Origin of the sequence: Natrinema saccharevitans, assembly GCF_001953745.1 — an archaeon.
GTDB classification, from domain to species: domain Archaea; phylum Halobacteriota; class Halobacteria; order Halobacteriales; family Natrialbaceae; genus Natrinema; species Natrinema saccharevitans.
The window spans coordinates 1,797,091-1,817,988 of record NZ_LWLN01000001.1; the positions used below are offsets into that span (position 1 = coordinate 1,797,091).

Below are 20,898 nucleotides of genomic sequence, written 5' to 3' on the forward strand. Positions count from 1 at the left end.
TATAGTGGTTTGCCTTCGGCGAACCGCCGGCGTTGCGTCGGCCGAACCCGGCCGCGAGGCCGCGTCGCGGGAGACGCGACCGACCGCACAACGGCCGCTTCGAAAGGTACAAGCGGCCGACGGTCGGACCCATACAGCATGGAACTGCGGGTTACCGAGAGTACCGACGACGAACTCTCGATCGAGATCGCCGGCGAGGATCACACCTTCATGAACGTACTCAAGGGCGCCTTGCTCGAACACGACGACGTGAGCGCGGCGACCTACGACGTCAACCCCGAACAGTCGGGCGGCCAGACCGAGCCGATCCTGACGATCAAGACCGAGGGTGGAGCCGACCCCCTCGAGACACTCGAGGAGGCGGCGGTCACCGTCCGCGAGAAGGCGACGGCGTTCCGCGACGCGTTCGAGGCGGCCGCGTAAGGACAACAACGGCGGTTGCAGGGATCTCGACTCGCTCCCGTCGTCGAAAAATCGTTTTTCACCTTCGAATCCGAATCCCGGACCGCCGCGGCTCTCCTGGCCGGCTCAACACGCCGAGTAGAAGACGTAGACGTCGTCGTTCGGTGCCACGTGGATGTCGATGCCCTCGGCGTCGAACCCGCGTCGCATGTCCTCGCCGTACTCCGCGAGCAGCGCCTCGGCGATCGCGTCCCCGAACGCTCGCTCGTCGCCGTACTGGCCGGCGGACAGATTACTGCTCGTCAGTTGCGCCGTGACGATCTGCGCGTCGCCACAGCCGTGGTCGAAGGCGTCCGGGTCGGGCGCGTCGGGCTCCGCGTCGCCGAACTCGACCGCCACGAGCATCCGGTTGTAGTACTCCGCGTAGGCGACGAGCCCGTCGTCGTACCGCCGCGTGTCGGAGCCGGTGCGCTCGGCCTCGAGTCGGTCGTGGACCGCGGACTCGGTCGCCTCGAGGTCGAGCCCGGCCGCTTCGTCGGCCTGACCCGGCGCGTCGGGCGGCGAGGGCGGGCCGATCCCTGGCAGTATCGACGGCGAGACGACTCCCGTCGCGAACAGCGCGACGACGATCCCGATGACGGCGAAGACCGGCAGGTAGGGCTTGGCGACCTCGAGCCAGCTCGGCGTCTCGAGGTCCCGCTCGACGTCCTCGTAGGTCCGCTCGACCCGCTCGAGGTCGGGGTTGCCACAGCGCGAACACGGCGGGGTGTTCCGGACGTGTTCCCGGCCGCAGTTCGTGCAGGCCCAGACGTAGTCCGGGCCGGTCTCGACGGTTCCGGATGGGATCGGCTCGCTGCCGCCGCGGTCGCCGCCGTTGCGGTCGTCGTCGGTGTCGTCGACCCGGACGATCGCCTTCTCGAAGGCGTTGTGGCCACAGTCGTCACAGGGCGGGTCGTTTTCAGCGTGCGGTTTGCCACACCGCGTACACCGCCATTTCACTATCGGAACGGAGGACCGGGACGGAATAAGCGTACTGGATGCCCGACCAGACCGCCGGAGTCGCCGGAGTCGTGACGGCGAGCGGTCGGAGCGCGAGAACGGTCTCAGCGCCGGACGGGAACGCCGCGCTCGTCGAGGTAGGCCTTCGTCTCCTCGATGGAGTACTCGTCGAAGTGGAAGATCGAGGCCGCGAGCCCGGCGTCGGCACCGGCCTCGGTGAAGACATCGTACATGTCCTCGGGACTGCCACAGCCCGACGAGGCGATCACGGGCGTATCGACCGCGTCACAGACCGCCTCCGTCAGCGGGAGGTCGTAGCCGTCCTTGGTACCGTCCTTGTCGATGGAGTTGACGAAGAGTTCGCCCGCGCCGCGGGCCTCGGCCTCGGCGGCCCACTCGAGGACGTCGATCCCGGTCCCCTCGCGGCCGCCCTTCTTGGTGCACTCGAACCAGCAGGACTCGCCGTCGATCTCGACGTAGTGTTCCCCCTGCTCGTCGAAGCGCCGTCTGGCGTCGACGCTGATGACGATACACTGGTTGCCGAAGGCCCGCGCGCCCTCGTTGATGAGTTCGGGGCGCTCTAAGGCCCCGGTGGTGATCGAGACCTTGTCCGCGCCGGCCCGCAGGGTCTCCTTGATGTCGTCGGTGGTACGGATCCCTCCGCCCACGGTGAGGGGAATGAAGACCTCGTCGGCGACCCGTTCGACGACGTTCAGCATCGTCTCCCGACCGTCCGCGGAGGCGGTGATGTCGAGGAAGACGAACTCGTCTGCCCCCGCACGGTTGTAGGCGCGGGCCATCTCGACCGGGTCGCCGGTGTATTGCAGGTCCTCGAAGTTGACGCCGGTGTAGACCGCCGGGTTCCCGTCCTCGTCGAGATCCACGTCGATACACGGGATGACGCGTTTTGTCAGTGTCATGTGGTCGTTACCGGATCGTTCGCGCCCGGGATAGTAAAGGGGTCTGGATCGGGCGAATTCCGTTCGGCGGCGAACCGTCGGCGGCGCGGCCGCTCGAGACCCGTGTCGGTGACCTTAAGCGATCGAGCCGAGAATACGCGAGTATGACGGACGACAGCGACACCACAGCCGAGGACGACGCGGAAGCCGACGTCGATCGGGATCCCACGGCCGACCGGACGACCGCACCGATGAGCGACTTTTCGGCGGGCGAAGCGCTGACCGGTGCGCTCGTCGCACTGATCGGCGTCGCGATCGCGTTCGGAATCCCGCTGCTCGCGTTCGGTATCTAGGTTAGAAGACGTACTCGTCGTCGTGGCCCATCATACCGTCGTCTTCGAAGCCGGTACCGCCGGTCGCGCCCTCCTCTTCGTCCGACGGGCCGCTGGTCTTGTACGCCTTGATGCCCGTCGACAGGAGGTCCTCGATCGCCTCCTCGCGGTTGACGAACTCGCCGCGCTCGACCATCTGGGCGATCTGCATCTCGAGGTGCTCCGGTATGGTGATCTCTACTTTCGGCATCTGATTCGGCTTTCGGCGAGGGGGTATTTAGGTTTGACGGGGACTCCACACCGGACGGAACCGACCGATCAGGAAGCCGAAACGAGTGCCGTCGTCAGTTCCGACTCGAAAACCGAAAACGCAGGATCGGCGATCGAACGGTAGTCCGATAGCACCGTCTCATACGGTTTGCTGTCCCGGTGGGATCGCAGCGCGGTCGCGGTCGCACCGGTACTGTCATCCAGGGGACCATATCAGGCTCGGCACTCGAGGGTCGAGACGATCCGCTCAGCGGTTGCCCATCATCGAATCGAACGCGTTCTTCAGGGTCGTGCCGGGCTGGGTCAGCGTCTCCAACTGCTGGCGCATTTTGCGCTGGTTGAAGTAACTCGCGAACGCGAGGATCGTCGGGGGCCAGAGACCGACGAACGTCCCGAGTTCGCGGTCGCCGCGGACGAAATAGTAATACAGCGCGAGCCCGACCGAGGCGGCCGACGCGACGAACGCCGGCCCCATCGCCTGCTCGCCCATCTCTTCCGGTTCTGTGTCGGTCATTTCTCGTTCCGTTAGCTGTTGTCCACTCGCCATGCGATCGTACGCTCGGCGAGACCGTACTAAGGGATGGCGAGGGTTTCGACGGAAACCCCCGAGTTGGGACCGCGATGCGACCGTTTCGGTCAGTTTCTACCCCCGGTCCCGTCCCGGGAATATCGCCTTGATAGGGGGCGATCGGTGGGTACCGAACCGCCCTCGACTATTATCGAACGCGGCGATCGATGGCGTCACATCTACGTCCGTTCGACCGTACGGACGGACATGGACGCGACCGACGTCACGGATCTCTATCAGGAGTTCGGCGACGAGCGGCTGCCGCCGGGACAGCGCGAGACCACCGAGTTTCCGGTCCTCTCGAAGAGCGGGACGCCCGACTGGGACCCGGAGACGTGGGAGTTCACCGTCACCGGCGCGGTCGAGGAGGAACTGACGTTCTCGTGGGCGGAGTTCCGGGAGCTGCCGTCGGTCACCCAACAGCAGGACTTCCACTGCGTGACCGGCTGGAGCAAGTTCGACTGTCCGTTCACCGGCGTTTCCTTCCCCGAAATCGCCGAGCGGGCCGGCGTCGACGACGACGCCGTCCACGTCATGTTTTCCGGGCTGGACGGCTACACCACGGACCTGCCACTCGAGGATTGCATGCGCGAAGAGGTCCTGTTCGCGTGGGCGTTCGACGGCGAGGCCCTGCCCGCGGACCACGGCGGTCCGCTTCGAGTGGTGACGCCACACAAGTACGCCTACAAGGGAGCCAAGTGGGTCGACGGCGTCGAGTTCCTCACCGAGTCCCAGCGGGGCTACTGGGAGCGACGCGGTTATTCTCAAACTGCGAATCCGTGGAAGGAGCAGCGATACAGCTGATCGATTCGCCAATAGTCAGGCTGAAGTCCGGCCGGTCCTGACGTGCGATCGATGGACCGATCGTCGGGCGACAGTCGACTGGCAGGCGAGACGAACGGGGCCGACGGCGCTGCCGATCTCGTCAGCCGGAGCCGCGAACTCGAGGGGGTCGCCGCGAACGCGATCCTCGACGGCAGCGCCGCCGCTCGCGTCCGATGGGCCACGCCCGACGGGCTGGAACTGGTCGGACGAGGGGTCGCCGCCGAGGTCACCGCCGACGGAACCGATCGCTTCGATCGCCTCCGCGAACGGGCGGACCGGGTGTTTTCCGGGCTCGTTCACGAGGGACCGGAGCCAGCCCGCCCGCGAGCCGTCGGCGGCGTCGCCTTCCACGACGGCCACGAGCCGACACCGCCCTGGACCGGCTTTCCGGCGGCGTCGTTCGTCGTCCCGGACGTGCAGCTCGTACGGACCGACGACGGGACCTGGCTCACGACCGTCGGCGACCGGGCCGGTGCGGCCGCGGACCGACTCGAGCGCTGGCACGACCGCTTGACGGCCTCGCCGGGGACGGACTCGAGCGGTTCGACGCCCGGCGTCGCCGCGACCCGTCGGACGACCTCGCCCGCCGAGTGGACGACGCAGGTCGAAACCGCGCTCGAGCGGATCGCCGACGGCCGGCTGACGAAGGTCGTCCTCGCACAGGCCCTGTCGGTCGAACTCGAGGAGTCGATCGACGTCCCGGCGACGCTCGAGCGGTTGGGCCGACGGTACCCGAACTGCTATCGCTTTTCGATCGGGCACGGTACCGGCGGCACCTTCTTCGGCGCGCCGCCGGAGCGGCTGGTCGCGAAACGCGGCCGGCGCGTCGAGACCGAGGCGCTGGCCGGTTCGGTGCCCCGCGGCGAGACGCCGGCCGAGGACGAGGCCCACGTCGAACGCATGCGCGGGGACGAGAAGCTCCAGCACGAACACGGGCTCGTCGTCGACGCGATCCGCGAACAGCTCGCGCCGCTTGCACGCTATCTCACGGTCAGCGAGCAGACGATCCGCCGGCTGGCGACGATCCAGCACCTGCAAACGCCGATCGAGGCGACGCTCTCGGGTGATCGACACGTCCTCGAGATCGTCGAGGCGCTGCATCCGACCCCCGCGGTCGGCGGCGTTCCGCCGGACGCGGCGTGGGAGACGATTCGCGAGACGGAGACCTTCGACCGGGGATGGTACGCCGCGCCGGTGGGCTGGTTCGACGGCGACGGCGACGGCGAGTTCGCGGTCGGACTCCGCTCGGGCGTCGCGACCGACGAGCAGGTCACCCTCTTTGCGGGCAGCGGAATCGTCGCCGACAGCGATCCCGACGAAGAGTGGGACGAGGTACAGTTGAAGTTCCGACCCGTCCTCGACGAACTCAGATAGACCGATGACGGCACCGAACCGCGCGACCCTGTGGGGCCGCGTGCTGGCCGACGAACTCGCGAAAAGCGGCCTCGAGGCCGTCTGTATCGCGCCCGGGAGCCGATCGACGCCGCTGACGGTCGCCTTCGCGGAACACGACGGGATCGACGCCTACTCGCATCTCGACGAGCGCTCGGCGGCGTTCTTCGCGCTCGGGCGTGCGCGACGCACCGGCGAGCCGACGGCGCTGGTCTGTACCTCGGGGACGGCGGCGGCGAACTTCCACCCCGCCGTTGTGGAGGCCGACCGGGCCCGCGTGCCCTTGCTCGTGCTGACGGCCGACAGGCCCTCGGAACTCCGTGACAGCGGTGCGAACCAGACCGTCGACCAGGTCAAACTCTACGGCGACGCGGTCCGGTGGTACGCCGAACTCCCCGAACCGGAGGCCGACGAGCGGAAAGTGCGGAGTCTGCGGACCACCGCGGCCCGGGCGCTCGCCGAGACCGGCGGCGTATCGCCCGGTCCCGTCCACGTCAACTGTCCGTTCCGCAAGCCCCTCGAGCCGATCGCGGTGCCCGGCGACGTGCCCGACGCCTTCGCCGAGACGACCGCCGGCCGGGGGCGTGACGGGCCGTTCGTAGAAACCGCGAGCGGCCGGCGGGCCCCCGCCGAGGCGGACCGCGACCGGCTGGCTGCGGCGCTCGCCGACGCCGACCGCCCGCTGCTCGTCGCGGGCCCGGCCGATCCGACGACGCTTCCCGACCTCGGGCCGGCCGCTGTTACCGAACTCGCGGACCGGCTGAGCGCGCCGATCCTGGCGGATCCCCTCTCTGGACTGCGCTTTGGCCCGCACGTCGACCGCGAGAGCGGAGCGACTCCGGCCGAACCGCGAACGATCTACGGCGGCTACGACGCCTACGTCGGGGAACTGCCGCCGCCCGATGTCGTCCTCCGGATCGGTGCCTCCCCCACCTCGAAGCCGCTCCGGCACTGGCTGCGCGACGCCGACGCCCGCCAGTTCCTCGTCGATCCCGCAGGTGAGTGGCGCGAGGCCACGTTCACCGCGACCGACCTGCTGGCGGCCGATCCCGCGACCGTCGTCGACGGCCTACTCGAGGCGCTCCCCGACCGGGGCGGGCGTTCCGAGATCGACCGCGACTGGCGCGAGCGCGTCGAGTCGGCGGAACGACGCCACTGGGCGGTCCGCGACGCGGCGCTCGCCGCGGACGCACTCGCGGCCGACCCCTTCGAGGGGGCGATCCTCGCCGACGTGGTCGCGACCGCGCCGGATCCGGCCACGGTGTTCGTCTCGAACAGCATGCCGATCCGGGACGCCGATCGGTTCGCCCGGCCGCGAGCGGCCGAGTTGACGGTGCTTGCCAATCGCGGAGCCAGCGGGATCGACGGGATCACGAGTACGGCGCTCGGGGCCGGCAGCACGACCGACGAGCCGCTCGTACTGGTGACCGGCGATCTGGCGTTCTATCACGATTCGAACGGCCTGCTCGCGCTCGAGCGCTGCGGCGTCGACGCCACGATCGTCTTGCTGGACAACGACGGCGGCGGCATCTTCCACGAGCTGCCGATCGAGGAGTTCGAACCGCCGTTCACGGAGCAGTTCAAGACGCCCCACGGCCTCGACTTTTCGGCCCTCGAGGACGTATACGACCTCGCGTTCGAACGCGTCGCTCCGGCGGACTTTTCGGCGGCCTATCGCCGCTCGCTCGAGACGCCGGGCACGCAGGTCCTCTCGGTCGGGTTCGATTCCGAGGCGAGCCATCGGCGCCGCGACGACCTCGCGGACCGCGTCCGTGGCGCGGTCGCGACCGATCTCGAGGACGACGCGTAACTCCCGTTTTCGCCCGCGTTTCGGGTCGCTACGGCCGCAGGACCCACCACAGTACGACGGCGTATCCCAGCGGGATCCAGACGAACCCGAGCGCGAACAGGCCGAGCAGCGACCCGATCTCGACCGGCGACAGCACCGCGATTCCGAGCGGGAACAGAACGCTCCACCCACCGAAGACGCCGATCGCCAGCCGCGGCATCGTCACGAGGTATCCCACCAGCGCGAGCGTACAGGCGGCGAGGACGGCGTTGACCGCCAGCGGAAACAGCGGCGTGAGCGTCGCCCAGACGAGCAGCGGATACAGCACGGCGACCGCGCCGACCGACGTCGCCGTCGTCCTATCGATCCGCGGTCTCTCCCACTCGAGGTCGATCTCGTCGTCCCAGCCGTGGACGGTGTAGCTGAAGTCGTCCTCCGACGTGGTATCGCCGGCCTCGGTCGATCCCGCCGACTCGGTCGCCGCCTCGTTATCGTCCGCGCCGAAGGGCCAGTCGCCGGCCGCCTGCCGCGTCGCCCGCTGCCGGCGGCGTCGCGACCGGTGGCGGGCGTGGTGACCCGCCGTTCGATCCGTCGTTTCGTTCCCGGCGGTCGTATAGTCGGTCCCGCGACTTGTTCGTCGGCCTGTCGTCGCGCCGCCGGCTCCCGTTCCCGTCGTCGCCCTTCCGTCTCCGTTGGCCGTCCCCGTCGTGTTCGTCCGGCCGCCCGTCGCGTGCGAGCGGCGTCGGTCGCTGCTCCGGCCCGAATCGTCGGTATCGGCAGTCTCGCCGGCCGCGTCGTCGGTTGCATTGCCGTCGGCGAGTCCGACGTAGGCCTCGTGGCCGAGCCGGTCGTAGCGGGCCCGTTCGTCACCGTCGGTCAACACCGACCTGGCAGTCTGGACCCGCTGGAACCGCTCGGCCGCGTCGGGGGCGTCGGAGTGGTCCGGATGGGCCTCGAGGACGCGATCGCGGTAGGCCGACTCGATCTCGTCGGGAGTGGCGTCCGGGTCGACCCCCAGAACCTCGTAGTAGGTCTCCCCCATCGCGTAGCCGATCGGCCGGCCGGGTGAAAAATAACTCGGCCTCGTTGATGTGTTCGAGGTCTCGTTGCCCGGCGAACGAGCGGCCGACCCGGTCGTCCTCGAACAAATAAACCGTATAACGGTATACAAAATTCGCCGGGGCGATCCCGGATCGACCGCCGTCGATATCGGGCCACAGTGAACCGATCGGTCGAAGCGGACCGTCGGCTCCTCGCGTCCTTCGGCGCGGAGACGACGCGCCCATCTCGCGGTCTCGAGGAGTGGTCGGTCGACCGCTCCGTTCGAGTCAGGCGTTGTGGTTCGTTCCGGACTCGATGCCGGACTGCATGAACTGCGCCAGAATGCGGCCGATACTGCTGCCGGCCGTCCACATCGCCTCCTCGTCGACGGCATCGTCGTCGGTCGCGACCGACAGCAACACCGTCCCCTCGTCGATCATCAGGGCCCGGCCGGCGAAGTCGGCGGGGTTGTCCTCGCCCATCACGATCACCCGGACCGGGCGCTCCGCGAAGCGCTCGCGGATCGCGTCCTCGGCCGTGACGACGGTGACGGCGACCCCCTGCGTCGCTTGCTCCCGCAGCGCCGTTTCGATCGACTCGGTCAGCGACCGCTTCGACGGCGCGGTGAAGACGACGGTCGACTTCGCCGACCCGATCAGGTCCGCGATCCGATCGTCGATCGGCTGGCGGCCCCGCAGAGTCGATACCGAACCGTCGTCCGGGCGGTCCGGCGTCGCCGTCCGGAGTTCCGCGAGGTTCTCGAACGCGCGCTCGCGCTCGCGTTCGAGGCGGTTCGTCAACTGCTCGCGGGCGGCGGCGAGACTCACCGGCCGGTACCGTTTCGGCGACGACTCGGTCAGTTCGACGAGTCCGCGCTCGACGAGGTCGTCGGCCGCGCCGTAGACCTGCGACCGGGGGACCTCGGAGACGTCGCTGACATCCTGTGCGGTCCCCGTTCCCAGTTTCTGGAGGGCGACGAAGACGCGGGCCTGATAGTTCGTCAGGCCGAGCCGTTTCAGCGCCGCGACTGCATCTCGTGTACTCATGACTACCTGCGGGTCGGTCGCTCGAGGGTTCGGGTGTCGGGCCTATCAGTAGCGGGGTTCTCCGATTCGATATATTTTGTAGTATCCTACAATACTTATGCTCCCGGGGATGGAAACTGTGGGTAATGGGTCCGGCCGATCGATACGCAGCGTTCGTAACTGCACACAGCAAGGCCATCATCGCGGTCGTGTTGATTGCGACGTTGCTCGTCGCCAGCGGGGCCGGAAGCGTCGACTCGGAGCTGACGATCGCGAACTTCGAGAGCGACTCGACGGAGGCCGAAAAGTACGATCAACTTCGGTCCGACTTCGCGACCGAGGGCGAGAACACGACCGTCGTCCAGGTCGTCGTCCGCGACGAGAACGCCCTGTCGAAGGCGTCGCTGCTCGAGGGGCTGACCCTCCAGCGGGCCATCGCCAACGACGGCGACGTGAACGCGACGCTGCGGGATCGGCAGCCGATGGTCGGACTCTCGAACGTCGTCGCGACGGCGGCGGTTCGGGAGGCCGAGGCCGGAAACGCGACTCGAAACGGGTCCGCCGGCGCGGCCAACGACTCGGCACCGCCGTCGCTCGAGGCCCAGATCGCGCAACTGGAGTCGATGTCCGAGAGCGAGGTCGAGGCGACCGTCGAACGGGTGCTGGCCCCGGACTCGGCGGCCGCGGGCGCGGTCGATCCCTACTCGCTGTTGCCGACCGACTACGAGCCGGGGGCGACGACGACCGACGGCCGCGTCCTCTACGTCTTTCAGGACACGAGCGGCGCGAGCGGCGACGACCTCCCCGCCGACGTGGCCGACGCTCAACTCGAGATCCGGGAGCTGTCCGCGGCGACGTTGACGTCCGGCGAGAGCTTCGTCTTCGGGAGCGCTGTCGTCGACGCCGAGAGTACGCAGGCGACCGGTGAGAGCTTCGCGATCGTCTCGCCGGTCGCGCTGCTGGTCATCGTCCTCGCGCTGGGGATCGCCTACCGCGACGTCTTCGACATCGGGCTCGGACTCGCCGGGATCGCGCTCGTCCTCGCGTGGATGGCCGGCTTCATGGGGTGGGCCGGAATCGGCGTGACGCAGATCCTGATCGCCGTCCCGTTCCTGCTGATCGGGCTCTCGATCGACTACGCGTTACACGTCGTGATGCGCTACCGGGAGGCCAGCGCCGACGACCCCGACGCGACGCCGCGGACGGCGATGCGCCGGGGGTTGGCCGGCGTCGTCGTCGCCATCGGTGCCGCCACGTTCACGACCGCCGTCAGGTTCCTCTCGAACGTCGTCAGCCCGCTCGCTTCGATCAGGGAGTTCGGTATCGTCAGCGCCGTCGGCATCCTGTCGGCGTTTCTCGTCTTCGGCCTGCTGCTTCCCGCCCTGAAAGTCGAACTCGACGGGGGACTCGAGCGGTTCGGCCTGTCGCGTCGGCGACCCGCCTTCGGTCGCGGCGGCGTCGCCGGCCGGGTCCTCAGCGTCGGTGCAGAACTCGCCGACCGGGCGCCGGCAGTCGTCATCGCCGTCGCGCTCGTCCTGAGCGCGGCCGGGGGCGCGGCCGCGACGGACATCGACACGTCGATCGAGCAGACGGACTTCCTCCCGCGGGACTCGCCGGCCTGGATGGACTCGCTGCCCGACTCGCTGCAGCCCAGCGACTACCAGCTGCGCGAGCAGGCGCTGTACCTGAACGATCGGTTCGCCCAGTCGCGCGATCAGTCGAGAGCGGAGGTACTGATCGAGGGGCCGGTCACCGACCCCGACACGCTCGAGCGGGTCGCGGCCGGCAGGGACCGTGCGGCGAACACCTCGTCCGCACAGACGCTGGCCAACGGCCGCCTGCAGGCGACGGGACCGCTCGAGACGATCCGGTCGGTCGCCGAGGACAACGGGACGGTCGCCGCCGTAGTTGCGGACGCCGACACCGACGGCGACGGCGTGCCGGAGGAGAACCTCACGGCGGTCTACGACGCGGTCTACGCCGCCGATCCGTCGGCGGCCGCGGAGACGATCCATCGCGCGGACGGCGAGTATCGGTCGCTCCGGCTCTCGGTGGGCCTCTCCGGCGGGGCGAACACCGCGACGATCACCGAGGAGATGCGGGCGGTCGCGACGACCATCGAGGACGATTCCGAACTGACGGTGACGGCGACCGGCCAGCCCATCGTCGAGGAACTCGTCCAGAAGGGACTGCTCGAGACGCTCGTGCAGGGCTTTGCGATCACGTTCGGCGTCATCCTCGCGTTCCTGACGGCGACGTTCTGGGCTCGCTACCGCACGCTCTCGCTGGGTGCGGTCGTCATCGCCCCGGTCCTGTTCGCACAGGCGTGGCTGTTCGGGACGATGTACCTCGCGGGGATTCCCTTCACCTCCGAGACGGCCATTATCGCGGCGATCGGCATCGGGATCGGCGTCGACTACGCGATCCACGTCGGCGAACGCTTCCTCGAGGAGGAGCGAGCGCGGGCCGACCCCATCGCGTCGCTCCGGCGGACGGTCCGGGGGACCGGCGGCGCGTTGCTCGCCAGCGCCGTCACGACCGCTGCCGGCTTCGGCGTCCTCGTGTTCGCGCTCGTGCCGTCGCTGCGGCGCTTTGGCTTCGTCACGAGCGTCGCGATCGCCTACGCGTTCCTCGCGAGCATCGTGGTCCTGCCGAGCCTGCTCGCGGTCTGGGCCCGATACACCGACTCCGACGCAGACGACGCCGAGACCGACGACGTTCCCGCCTGATCGGCACCGGGGTCGCGAGCGGGGAGTCGACGGCGTGGCCGAGACGCGAATCTATTTCAGCCGTCGCCCGCCACACTCGAGCAATGGTTTCGGAACGCTTCGACCCCGAGCAGTGGGAGCCCGCGGCACTGAACGACGAGTTCAGGGACATCACCTACCACCGCGCGGTCGACTCCGGGACGGTCCGGATCGCGTTCGACCGGCCCGACGTCCGCAACGCCTTCCGACCGGGGACCGTCGACGAACTCTACGACGCCCTCGACCACGCCAAGCGCCAGACCGACGTCGGCTGTATCCTGCTGACCGGGAACGGGCCGTCCTCGAAGGACGGCGGCTGGGCCTTCTGTTCCGGCGGGGATCAGACGGTTCGCGGCGAGGACGGGTATCAGTACGAAGGGGATGAGGAGAGCGAGGCGCAACGCGTTCGAGAATCGCAAAGCGATTCTCGCAGCCCATCAGAAGTGCAAAGCACTTCTGAGGACGCCTCGGAAGACGCGAGCGGACAGAGTCCGCGAGCGCAAGCGTCCGAACAGGGACGGCTCCACATCCTCGAGGTCCAGCGGCTCATTCGGCACATCCCGAAAGTGGTCGTCGCCGTGGTACCGGGCTGGGCCGTCGGCGGGGGCCACTCGCTGCACGTCGTCTGTGACCTGACCCTCGCGAGCGAAGAGCACGCGAAGTTCCTCCAGACCGATCCCGACGTGGCCAGCTACGACGCCGGCTTCGGCTCGGCCTACCTCGCGAAACAGATCGGCCAGAAGAAGGCCCGCGAGGTGTTTTTCCTCGGGAAGACCTACGACGCCGAGGAGGCCGCGGAGATGGGCATGGTCAACGAGGCGGTCCCCCACGAGGAGTTGGAGGAGACCGCCCTCGAGTGGGGCCGGCGCATCAACTCGAAGAGCCCGACGGCGATGCGGATGCTCAAGTACGCGTTCAACATGACCGACGACGGGATGGTCGGCCAGCAGGTCTTCGCCGGCGAGGCGACGCGGCTGGGCTACATGACCGACGAAGCGAAGGAGGGCCGGGACGCGTTCGTCGAGGGTCGCGACCCGGACTTCGACGAGTTCCCGTGGCACTACTAACGTCGGGCCCGTAAATCGAACCGATGCACCGACGAACGGCCCTCCGGTGGACGTCCCTGCCGGCCGCGCTCGCGCTCGCGGGTTGTACCGCGCCCAGCGGCGAGTCTGACGGGAACGCCGGCGACCGAGGGAGCGACGACGCCGAGGGCGTCTCGGGCACCCCGCCGATCCCGATGCTCGAGGACCCGCCGGAGGCGGTCTATCTGCCCGGCCACCGGAAGTCGATGCGCGTGCTCGAGCCGGTCGACGCCGGCGACTACGTGCTGACGCCGATGCTGTCGTACCCCCATCCGTTCTGGATCGTCACCGCGAACGACCGCGAGTTCGTCGAGCCGGCGGCCGGCCGTGGGGTCCACCTGATGATCGTCGTCTGGGACCGGGAGACGGGACGCGTCCTGCTCGGCGCCGAGCCGAGGACGACGATTTCGCGAAACGGGCGGGAGATCGACTCGCGGGCGCTGTGGCCGATGCTCTCACAGGAGATGGGCGTCCACGTCGGCGACAACGTCGCCCTCCCGGCCGACGGGACCTACGCCGTCGACGTCGAACTCCCGCCGCTCTCGATCCGCCGGACCGGCTCGCTGGCGGGCCGGTTCGCGGAGGGGGCGACCGCCACCTTCGAGTTCACCTACGATCGGGCGTTCCGCGAGGCCGTCGTCGAGGGGATCGACCTGCTGGACCGGGAGCGGTGGGGCCAGCGGGGCGCGCTCGAGCCGATGACGGAGCGGGGGACGAACAGTGACGAGGACGGCAGGGAGCGCGGCGACGACGCGGCCGGCGAGAGCGACGGGGGGCCGGATCCGCCGGTCCCCTACTCGAGGGTGCCGCCGGCGGACGCCTATCCGGGAACGCGGCTAATCGAGTCGGCCGGCGACGGCCTCCCCACGAGCGGCGACGCGGCGTTCGTCGTCGCGTTGCTCGAGCCCGAGTCGCGGCTTGCCGACGGCGACGACTCCTATCTGCTCGTCTCGCCGCGGACGCCGTACAACCGGGTGCCGCTACCGAACGCGTCGCTGCGGGTCGTCCTCGAGCGCGACGCCCGGCGGGTCCTCGACGACCGCCTCGAGCCGACGATCGACGGCGAGTACGGCTTTCATTACGGGCGATCGGTCGCCGACGTCCGACCGGGCGATTCGGTCCGGATCGCGATCGAGTCCCCGCCGCAAACGGCCCGCCATCAGGGCTACGAGACGGCGTTTTTCGGGATGGAGCCGGTCGAGCTGGTGGTCCCGTCGTAGGCGTCGGCTCCGTTCTCGTCCCCGCTCGCACGCGGCCGCGACCGGCAGGGGCCGCTCGCAATGCCAACGTTGACACTCTCTCGAGTGGGACACTCGAACTATGAGTTCGGCCGAGGTCGAAATCTCACGGACGAAGGCGTGGCTGATGGCGGCCCGTCCCCAGACCTTGCCCGCGGCCGCGGCCCCGGTGATCGTCGGGTCGGGGCTGGCGGCCGCCGAGGGCGTGTTCTCGCCGTTGCCGGCGATCGCGGCCGTCGTCGGCGCGGCGCTGATCCAGATCGGGACGAACTTCGCGAACGACTACTACGACGCCGTCAAGGGGGCCGACACCGAAGACCGCGAGGGCTTTACCCGGGTCACCCAGTCGGGGCTCATCTCGCCCGCGCAGGTCAAGCTCGCGATGATCGTCACCTTCGGACTGGCGATCCTCTCGGGGACTTATCTCGTCTACGTCGGGGGTATCCCGATCCTCGTCGTGGGGCTCGTCAGCGTCCTCTGCGGCTGGGCTTACACCGGCGGGCCCTACCCGCTTGGCTATCACGGGCTGGGCGATCTCTTCGTGTTCGTCTTCTTCGGCCTCGTCGCCGTGACCGGGACCTACTACGTGCAGGCCGCGGCCGTCCTCGCGGAGCCGCTCGCGACGGCGATCCCCGACGGCACCGTCACGCTCGAGGCCGTGATCGCGAGCCTGCCGATCGCCGGGCTCTCGACGGCGATTCTCGTCGTGAACAACGTCCGGGACAGAGAGACCGACGCCGAGGCGGGCAAACGGACCCTCGCGGTCCGGCTGGGCTACCGGTGGAGCCGCGTGGAGTACGTGGCCATGCTCGCCATCGCCTACGTCGTCCCCTTCTGGTTCTGGCTCGCGACGGACGTCGGCCCCGGAGCCCTGCTCCCGCTGGTGACGCTGCCCTACGCCGCGACGATCGCCCGAACCGTGCTGACCCGGACCGACGGCGAGGCGCTCAACCCGGCGCTCGAGGCGACGGGCAAGCTGACCGCGATCTACGCCGTCTGTTTCGCCGGGGGGCTGGTGTTGTTATGAGCGCCGCCGAGGCCCTCTCGCTGGAGTACCGCCCCTTCTCGCTCGACCTCGCGGAGCCGCTCGAGACGGCAGACGGGACGATCGCGTCCCGCGACGGTTTCCTCGTCCGGCTCGTCGACGAGGCCGACGACGGCGACGAACCGGCCGTCGGTTACGGCGAAGCGACGCCGCTGCCGGGCTGGACCGAGTCCCGCGAGGACTGCGAGCGCGCCCTCGAGCGCGCGCAGGAGGCGATCCGAACCGACGGGCCGAGCGAGGCCCTGGAGGCCGTCGACCGGCAGGTCGCGGCCCGCCACGCCCTGTCGTTGGCGCTGTCCGACCTGCAGGCGACCCGCGAGTCGACGCCGCTGTATCGCTACCTCGGACAGGGGCCGATGGTCGGCCGGGTGCCGGTCAACGCGACGATCGGCGACGGCTCGCCCGACGAGACGGTCGCCGCGGCCCGCGCGGCCGTCGATCGGGGCTTTACCACCTGCAAGCTGAAGGTCGGCCTCCGGAGCGTCGAGGCCGACGTCGAGCGCGTCCGACGGGTCCGCGAGGCCGTCGGCGACCGGATCGAACTGCGGGCCGACGCCAACGAGGCCTGGACCTTCGAGGAGGCCCAGTCGGCCCTCGAGGGCTTCGCCGACTGCGGCGTCTCGATCCTCGAGCAGCCCCTGCCGGCGGGCGCGCTCGAGGGTCACGCCGACCTCCGCGAGGAGAACCAGGGCGTCTCGATCGCGCTCGACGAGGGGCTGCTGGAACACGGCGTCGACGCGATCTGTGACGCCGGGGCGGCCGACATCGTCGTCCTGAAACCGATGGCGCTGGGCGGGATCGACGTTGCGCGCAAGATCGCCGCCTGGCTGACCGAACTCGAGGTCGCGCCGCTGGTGACGACCACCATCGACGGCGTCGTCGCGCGCACCGGCGCGGTGCATCTGGCGGCCGCGATCCCCGACGTGCCGGCCTGCGGGCTGGCAACCGGCGACCTGCTCGCGACGGACCTGGGCCGGGACCCCGTCCTGATCGAGAAGGGGTCGGCGGTCGTCCCGCAGGCGAAGGGACTGGGCGTCTCGGACGTCTGGGGTGACCGATGACCGGCGGCCTCGAGTGGCCGACGCGGGACCTCCTCTCGCATCGGACGTCGACGACGCCGGACGCGACGGCGCTCGTCGACGCCGAGACCGACCGGTCGCGGACGTACGACGAGTTCGATCGGCGAGTCGACGCCGTCGCGGCGCGACTCGAGACGGTCGCCTCCGGCCCCGATGACCGCCTCGGCGTCCTCATGGGGACGCGGGTCGCGTTCGCCGAGGTCTACTTCGCGGCGATGCGACTCGGCCTCACGGTCGTCCCGCTGAACGTCCGGGAGACGGCCGCCGAACTCGCCTCGAAGGCCGACCGCACCGCCGTCGACGCGATCGTCTGCGAGTCGGCGACCGAAGAACTCGCGCTCGAGATCACGGACGCCCCGATCCGCTCGGTCGACGACCCCGAACGCGACGGCGTCGACCCGCTCGAGCCGATCGAGTGGGCGTCCGCGACGCCGGTCGCGCTCGAGCGCGACGACACGCACCTGCTCATGTTCACGTCGGGCACGTCGGGCGAGCCGAAGGCCGTCCGGCTGACGGTCGGCAACCTCGTCGCCAGCGCGACCGCCTCGGCGTTCCGACTCGGCGTCCTGCCGGCCGACCGGTGGCTCTGTTGCCTGCCAATGTATCACATGGGCGGGCTGGCACCGATCGTCCGGTCGACGCTGTACGGGACGACCGCCGTGATCCAGCGGGAGTTCGATCCCCGGGACACCGCCCGCGTCGTCGACGAGTACGATATCACCGGCGTCTCGCTCGTCCCGACGATGTGCAAACGCCTGCTCGAGGCCGGCTGGGAACCGCCGGAGTCGCTTCGATTCGTCCTGCTGGGCGGCGCTCCGGCGTCCCGCGAACTGCTCGAGCGGTGTCGGGAGCGGGGCGTGCCGGCCCACCCGACCTACGGCATGACCGAGACCGCCTCCCAGATCGCGACGGCGACGCCGGCCGAGACCGCGGCCCACGAGGGGACCGTCGGCCGCCCGCTCGCCGGGACCGACGTGACCGTCGTCGACGAGGACGGCACGGTTCTCGGGCCGAGCGAACAGGGGGAACTCGTCGTCTCGGGGCCGACGGTGACGCCGGGTTATCTCGACGCCGACGAGACCGCGGCGGCGTTCGGCGATCACGGGCTCCACACCGGCGACGTCGGCTACCGCGACGAGGACGGCCGGCTGTGGGTCCTCAATCGCCGCAGCGACCGCATCGTTACCGGCGGCGAGAACGTCGATCCCGGCGAGGTCGTCGCGGCGCTGCGGACCCACCCGGCCGTCGACGACGCCGCGGTCGTCGGCCTCTCGGACCCGGAGTGGGGTGAACGCGTCGCCGCGCTGGTCGTTCCCGAGTCGGGGACGCCGGGGTCGCTCGAGCCCGCGTCCCTGCTCGCCCACTGCGACGAACGCCTCGCCGGGTTCAAGCGGCCGAAGACGATCGGGGTCGCCGACGCGCTTCCCCGGACCGCGTCGGGAACCGTCGATCGCGAGGCGGTCCGCGAGCGCCTGCGCGCCGACGGAACGGACGTCAGCGACAGCGGGTAGTGCGGCCGGTCAGTCGTCGTCGGAGACGCTTTTCGAGGCCGTTTGCTGGCGGCGCTCTCGCGGGTCGCGTATCGGCGTCTCGTTCTCGCGGACGTAGTCACGGGCGACGACGTAGCTGCCGTAGAGGACGAGCAACAGGAACAGCGAGAACGGCAGCGCCATCGTCACCGACAGCGACTCGATGGCGCTGAACTCCTCGAGTTCGAGCGACATCATGCCGAACAGCGCCAGCAGCGCGCCCCACCACGCGCGGTTGCGGGGATTCGGGTTCTCGTCGCCAAGCGTGATCGCCGAGATCATGAACACCGCCGAGTCGAGCGAGGTGACGATGTAACCGGCGATGATGAAGACACAAATCACGGCGAGGACGGTCCCGTAGGGCGTGATCTCGAGGGCTTTCGCGACGGCCGCGGGATTGCCGGCCGCGGCCATGGCCTCGGCGATCGGGGCCTGATACCCCGGCCCGAGCGCCCAGCCGCCGATGAGGCCGTGCTGGATCCAGGTGAACAGCGTCGGGACCAGCACGAGGACGCCGAACAGCTCCCTGATCGTGCGGCCCTTCGAGACGCGGGCGACGAAGCTCCCGACGAAGATGCTCCAGGCGGCCCACCAGGCCCACCAGAAGCCGGTCCAGTTGGCCGCCCAGTTGCCCTCGGCCCCCGGCGCGGTGTACAGCGACAGGCGGAACAGGTTGCTGAGCCAGACGCCGGTCGCATCGAGGTGGAGCTCGAGCATGTACAGCGTCGGCCCGACCACCACGAGCAGGGCCATCGCGACGCCGATGAGGATCACCGTCGCCCGGGCCGCGTTGCGGATCCCCTTCCGGAGGCCGAGCCAGACGTCGCCGAGGAAGACCAGCCCGATCAGCGCGAACACCGCGTAGGTGAGCGTCCGCGCCTCGAGGCCGAAGACGCCGCCGAGGATCGCGGACATCGTCTGTGCGCTGAACCCGAGCGTCGTCGCGATGCCGCCGATCGTGGCGATCAGCGCCGCCAGATCGACCAGCCAGTAGAGGCCCGGGATTCGGTCCTTGTCGACGACGCCGGCCAGCATCGAACTGATCTTGTACTCGCCGATGCCGTCCGTGTAGACCGCGATCCCGAAGGCGATCGCGACGGGGAGATACCACATCGCCAGCCCCGGGAACACCTCGTGGATGAACATGAACGCGAGCGCCATCGACTCGGCGGACGCGTTCTGGACCGGCGCGGGAGCCGGCGGCGGATGCTGGACGATCGAGACCGGTTCCGCGACCCCCCAGATGAGGACCGACGCGCCGAATCCGACGGTAAAGACCATCGACAGCCACGAGAAGCGATCGAACTCGGGCTCGGCGTCGGGGCCGCCGATTCGGATCCGGCCGTATCTCGAGGCCGTAAACGCCGTCGCGGCGACCAGCAGGACGAATCCCAGCAGGATGAACCACCAGCCGAAGTAGACGAGGATCCAGTTTTTCGCTCCGGTGAGCGCGCTACTCAACGCCGTCGGCCGCAAGAACCCGACCGTCCCGAGCGAGAGCATCACTCCCATCGTCACGAAGAACAGGGCCCGCTCTCCTCGCGAGGCGTCCTCGAGGCCGAGGAGCCGTCCGGCGTTCATCGTTTAGCCCCGCTGTGCCCGTTGCCGTTCCGATCGGCGATCGACTGCGTATCGTCGCTACTCACGGTCGTGTGAGCCAGCATCAGATGTGTCTGGGATCCCACCGCCGATCGTTCAAGAACCCTTTGTATCGAACGCCGCTACAGTATTGGTACCGCACTGCACGACTACCTGGCGGAGAGCGATGGATTGCCGCCTGACCCGGAGTTAAGCCGCTCGCGGCCCTACGCGGACCCGTGTGTACGCTCGCGCTCGCTTGGCAGGTCTTCGAGGAGGCACCGGTCGCCGTCGCCGCGAACCGCGACGAGGCGATCGGCCGGGCGTCGGAGCCGCCCGGCGTCTACCGCGAGGAGCCGCTGATCGTCGCACCGCGTGACGCCGAGGCCGGTGGGACGTGGATCGGCTACAACGAACACGGCGTCTTCGTCGGCATCACGAACAAGTGGGCTACCGCGGACCTCGCCGGCGAACGATCCCGGGGACTGCTCGTCGCGGACGTCCTCGAGGCGCGCTCGGCCGCCGAGGCCCGCTCGATCGTGGCGGACGCGACCGAGGCCGACGAGTACAGCGGGTTCTATCTGGTCGTCGCCGACGCCGACGAGGCGGTTTGCTACCAGTGGGACGGCGATCTCGCCCTGACCGAGTTCGAACCCGGCGTCCACGTCGTCGTCAACGTCGCGGTCGACGACGACGTCGACGTTCCCGCGGACCGAGCGGCGGTCGGGCGAGCGCAGGCCGACAACGCTCGCGCGGTCCGGGAGGTGCTCGCGCCCGACCCGGACGAGACCGTCGGCGACTGGCTCGAGCGCGGGGGCGCGGTGCTGGGAGACCACGACTACGGCGTCTGCATTCACCGGGACGGGTTCGGGACCCGTTCGTCGTCGCTGCTCGCGCTCGGCCCCGAGACGATGCGATACGAGTTCGCGCCGGGCCCGCCCTGTCGGACGAGTTACGAGGCGGTGCCCCTTCCCGAACGCGCGTCGGGAGCCATCGACGCCGACGGAGCCGACCCGGCGATCGACGGCGAAGGGCACATTTAAGCGGCTCGCACT

The 20,898-nt window shown here is 69.5% G+C and carries 19 protein-coding genes; 12 read left to right on the top strand and 7 right to left on the bottom strand.

What is annotated here, in order from left to right; genetic code table 11:
* Positions 1-138: 138 nt before the first annotated feature.
* Positions 139-423 (top strand): DNA-directed RNA polymerase subunit L, encoded by a 285-nt coding sequence (locus A6E15_RS09115; protein WP_076145659.1) that lies wholly within the window; start codon positions 139-141, stop codon positions 421-423.
* A gap of 105 nt (positions 424-528) precedes the next feature.
* Here A6E15_RS09115 and A6E15_RS09120 read toward each other — a convergent pair whose 3' ends face one another.
* Positions 529-1,401: a hypothetical protein gene (locus tag A6E15_RS09120; protein ID WP_076145661.1), complete on the bottom strand. Its 873-nt coding sequence runs from the start codon at positions 1,399-1,401 to the stop codon at positions 529-531.
* Between the two features lie 104 nt (positions 1,402-1,505).
* Positions 1,506-2,321: an imidazole glycerol phosphate synthase subunit HisF gene (hisF, locus tag A6E15_RS09125; RefSeq protein ID WP_076145663.1), complete on the bottom strand. Its 816-nt coding sequence runs from the start codon at positions 2,319-2,321 to the stop codon at positions 1,506-1,508.
* 143 nt (positions 2,322-2,464) lie between these two features.
* Here hisF and A6E15_RS09130 point away from each other — a divergent pair, with 143 nt between their 5' ends.
* Entirely contained in the window at positions 2,465-2,653 is a 189-nt protein-coding gene (locus A6E15_RS09130) for a DUF7550 family protein (protein ID WP_076145665.1), read from the top strand.
* A 1-nt stretch (position 2,654) separates the two neighbouring features.
* On the opposite strand, the gene A6E15_RS09135 is transcribed toward A6E15_RS09130, so the two are convergent.
* Both A6E15_RS09135 and A6E15_RS09140 read right to left on the bottom strand, forming a co-directional pair.
* A complete protein-coding gene (locus A6E15_RS09135) occupies positions 2,655-2,882 on the bottom strand; it encodes a ribbon-helix-helix domain-containing protein (RefSeq protein WP_006184071.1) in 228 nt (75 codons plus the stop codon).
* Positions 2,883-3,149: 267 nt separating this feature from the next.
* On the bottom strand, positions 3,150-3,449 hold the full coding sequence (locus A6E15_RS09140; RefSeq protein WP_076145667.1) for a hypothetical protein: 300 nt from the start codon (positions 3,447-3,449) through the stop codon (positions 3,150-3,152).
* Positions 3,450-3,677: 228 nt separating this feature from the next.
* Between A6E15_RS09140 and A6E15_RS09145 the strand changes: the two genes are divergently transcribed.
* The 3 genes from A6E15_RS09145 to menD are packed head-to-tail and all read left to right on the top strand — an operon-like array spanning position 3,678 to position 7,497.
* On the top strand, positions 3,678-4,274 hold the full coding sequence (locus A6E15_RS09145; protein ID WP_076145669.1) for a sulfite oxidase-like oxidoreductase: 597 nt from the start codon (positions 3,678-3,680) through the stop codon (positions 4,272-4,274).
* Between the two features lie 51 nt (positions 4,275-4,325).
* Complete coding sequence (locus A6E15_RS09150) at positions 4,326-5,669, top strand: isochorismate synthase (protein ID WP_076145671.1); 1,344 nt, start codon at positions 4,326-4,328, stop codon at positions 5,667-5,669.
* Between the two features lie 4 nt (positions 5,670-5,673).
* A complete protein-coding gene (menD, locus tag A6E15_RS09155) occupies positions 5,674-7,497 on the top strand; it encodes a 2-succinyl-5-enolpyruvyl-6-hydroxy-3-cyclohexene-1-carboxylic-acid synthase (protein ID WP_076145673.1) in 1,824 nt (607 codons plus the stop codon).
* A gap of 28 nt (positions 7,498-7,525) precedes the next feature.
* On the opposite strand, the gene A6E15_RS09160 is transcribed toward menD, so the two are convergent.
* Together A6E15_RS09160 and A6E15_RS09165 are read right to left on the bottom strand one after the other, a co-directional pair.
* Positions 7,526-8,518, bottom strand: coding sequence for a DnaJ domain-containing protein (locus A6E15_RS09160; RefSeq protein WP_076145675.1), 993 nt, complete (start codon positions 8,516-8,518; stop codon positions 7,526-7,528).
* A 286-nt stretch (positions 8,519-8,804) separates the two neighbouring features.
* The gene (locus A6E15_RS09165; protein ID WP_076145677.1) at positions 8,805-9,563 is read right to left on the bottom strand and encodes a TrmB family transcriptional regulator; all 759 of its coding nucleotides are present in this window, start codon (positions 9,561-9,563) and stop codon (positions 8,805-8,807) included.
* A 125-nt stretch (positions 9,564-9,688) separates the two neighbouring features.
* Between A6E15_RS09165 and A6E15_RS09170 the strand changes: the two genes are divergently transcribed.
* The 6 genes from A6E15_RS09170 (at position 9,689) to menE (ending at position 18,247) form a co-directional block, all read left to right on the top strand.
* Positions 9,689-12,271 (top strand): efflux RND transporter permease subunit, encoded by a 2,583-nt coding sequence (locus A6E15_RS09170; RefSeq protein ID WP_076145679.1) that lies wholly within the window; start codon positions 9,689-9,691, stop codon positions 12,269-12,271.
* A gap of 83 nt (positions 12,272-12,354) precedes the next feature.
* Positions 12,355-13,356, top strand: coding sequence for a 1,4-dihydroxy-2-naphthoyl-CoA synthase (locus A6E15_RS09175; protein ID WP_076145681.1), 1,002 nt, complete (start codon positions 12,355-12,357; stop codon positions 13,354-13,356).
* Between the two features lie 23 nt (positions 13,357-13,379).
* Entirely contained in the window at positions 13,380-14,594 is a 1,215-nt protein-coding gene (locus A6E15_RS09180; protein WP_076145683.1) for a DUF7350 domain-containing protein, read from the top strand.
* Positions 14,595-14,694: 100 nt separating this feature from the next.
* Positions 14,695-15,639: a 1,4-dihydroxy-2-naphthoate polyprenyltransferase gene (locus tag A6E15_RS09185; protein ID WP_076145685.1), complete on the top strand. Its 945-nt coding sequence runs from the start codon at positions 14,695-14,697 to the stop codon at positions 15,637-15,639.
* Positions 15,636-16,718, top strand: coding sequence for a mandelate racemase/muconate lactonizing enzyme family protein (locus tag A6E15_RS09190; RefSeq protein WP_076145687.1), 1,083 nt, complete (start codon positions 15,636-15,638; stop codon positions 16,716-16,718). Before A6E15_RS09185 ends, A6E15_RS09190 begins: the two co-directional genes overlap by 4 nt.
* Entirely contained in the window at positions 16,715-18,247 is a 1,533-nt protein-coding gene (gene menE, locus A6E15_RS09195; protein ID WP_076145689.1) for an o-succinylbenzoate--CoA ligase, read from the top strand. The genes A6E15_RS09190 and menE overlap by 4 nt, the downstream gene beginning before the upstream one ends.
* 9 nt (positions 18,248-18,256) lie before the next feature.
* On the opposite strand, the gene A6E15_RS09200 is transcribed toward menE, so the two are convergent.
* Complete coding sequence (locus A6E15_RS09200) at positions 18,257-19,846, bottom strand: BCCT family transporter (protein WP_076145691.1); 1,590 nt, start codon at positions 19,844-19,846, stop codon at positions 18,257-18,259.
* 236 nt (positions 19,847-20,082) lie between these two features.
* Between A6E15_RS09200 and A6E15_RS09205 the strand changes: the two genes are divergently transcribed.
* Positions 20,083-20,886: an NRDE family protein gene (locus A6E15_RS09205; RefSeq protein ID WP_076145693.1), complete on the top strand. Its 804-nt coding sequence runs from the start codon at positions 20,083-20,085 to the stop codon at positions 20,884-20,886.
* Positions 20,887-20,898: the final 12 nt, after the last annotated feature.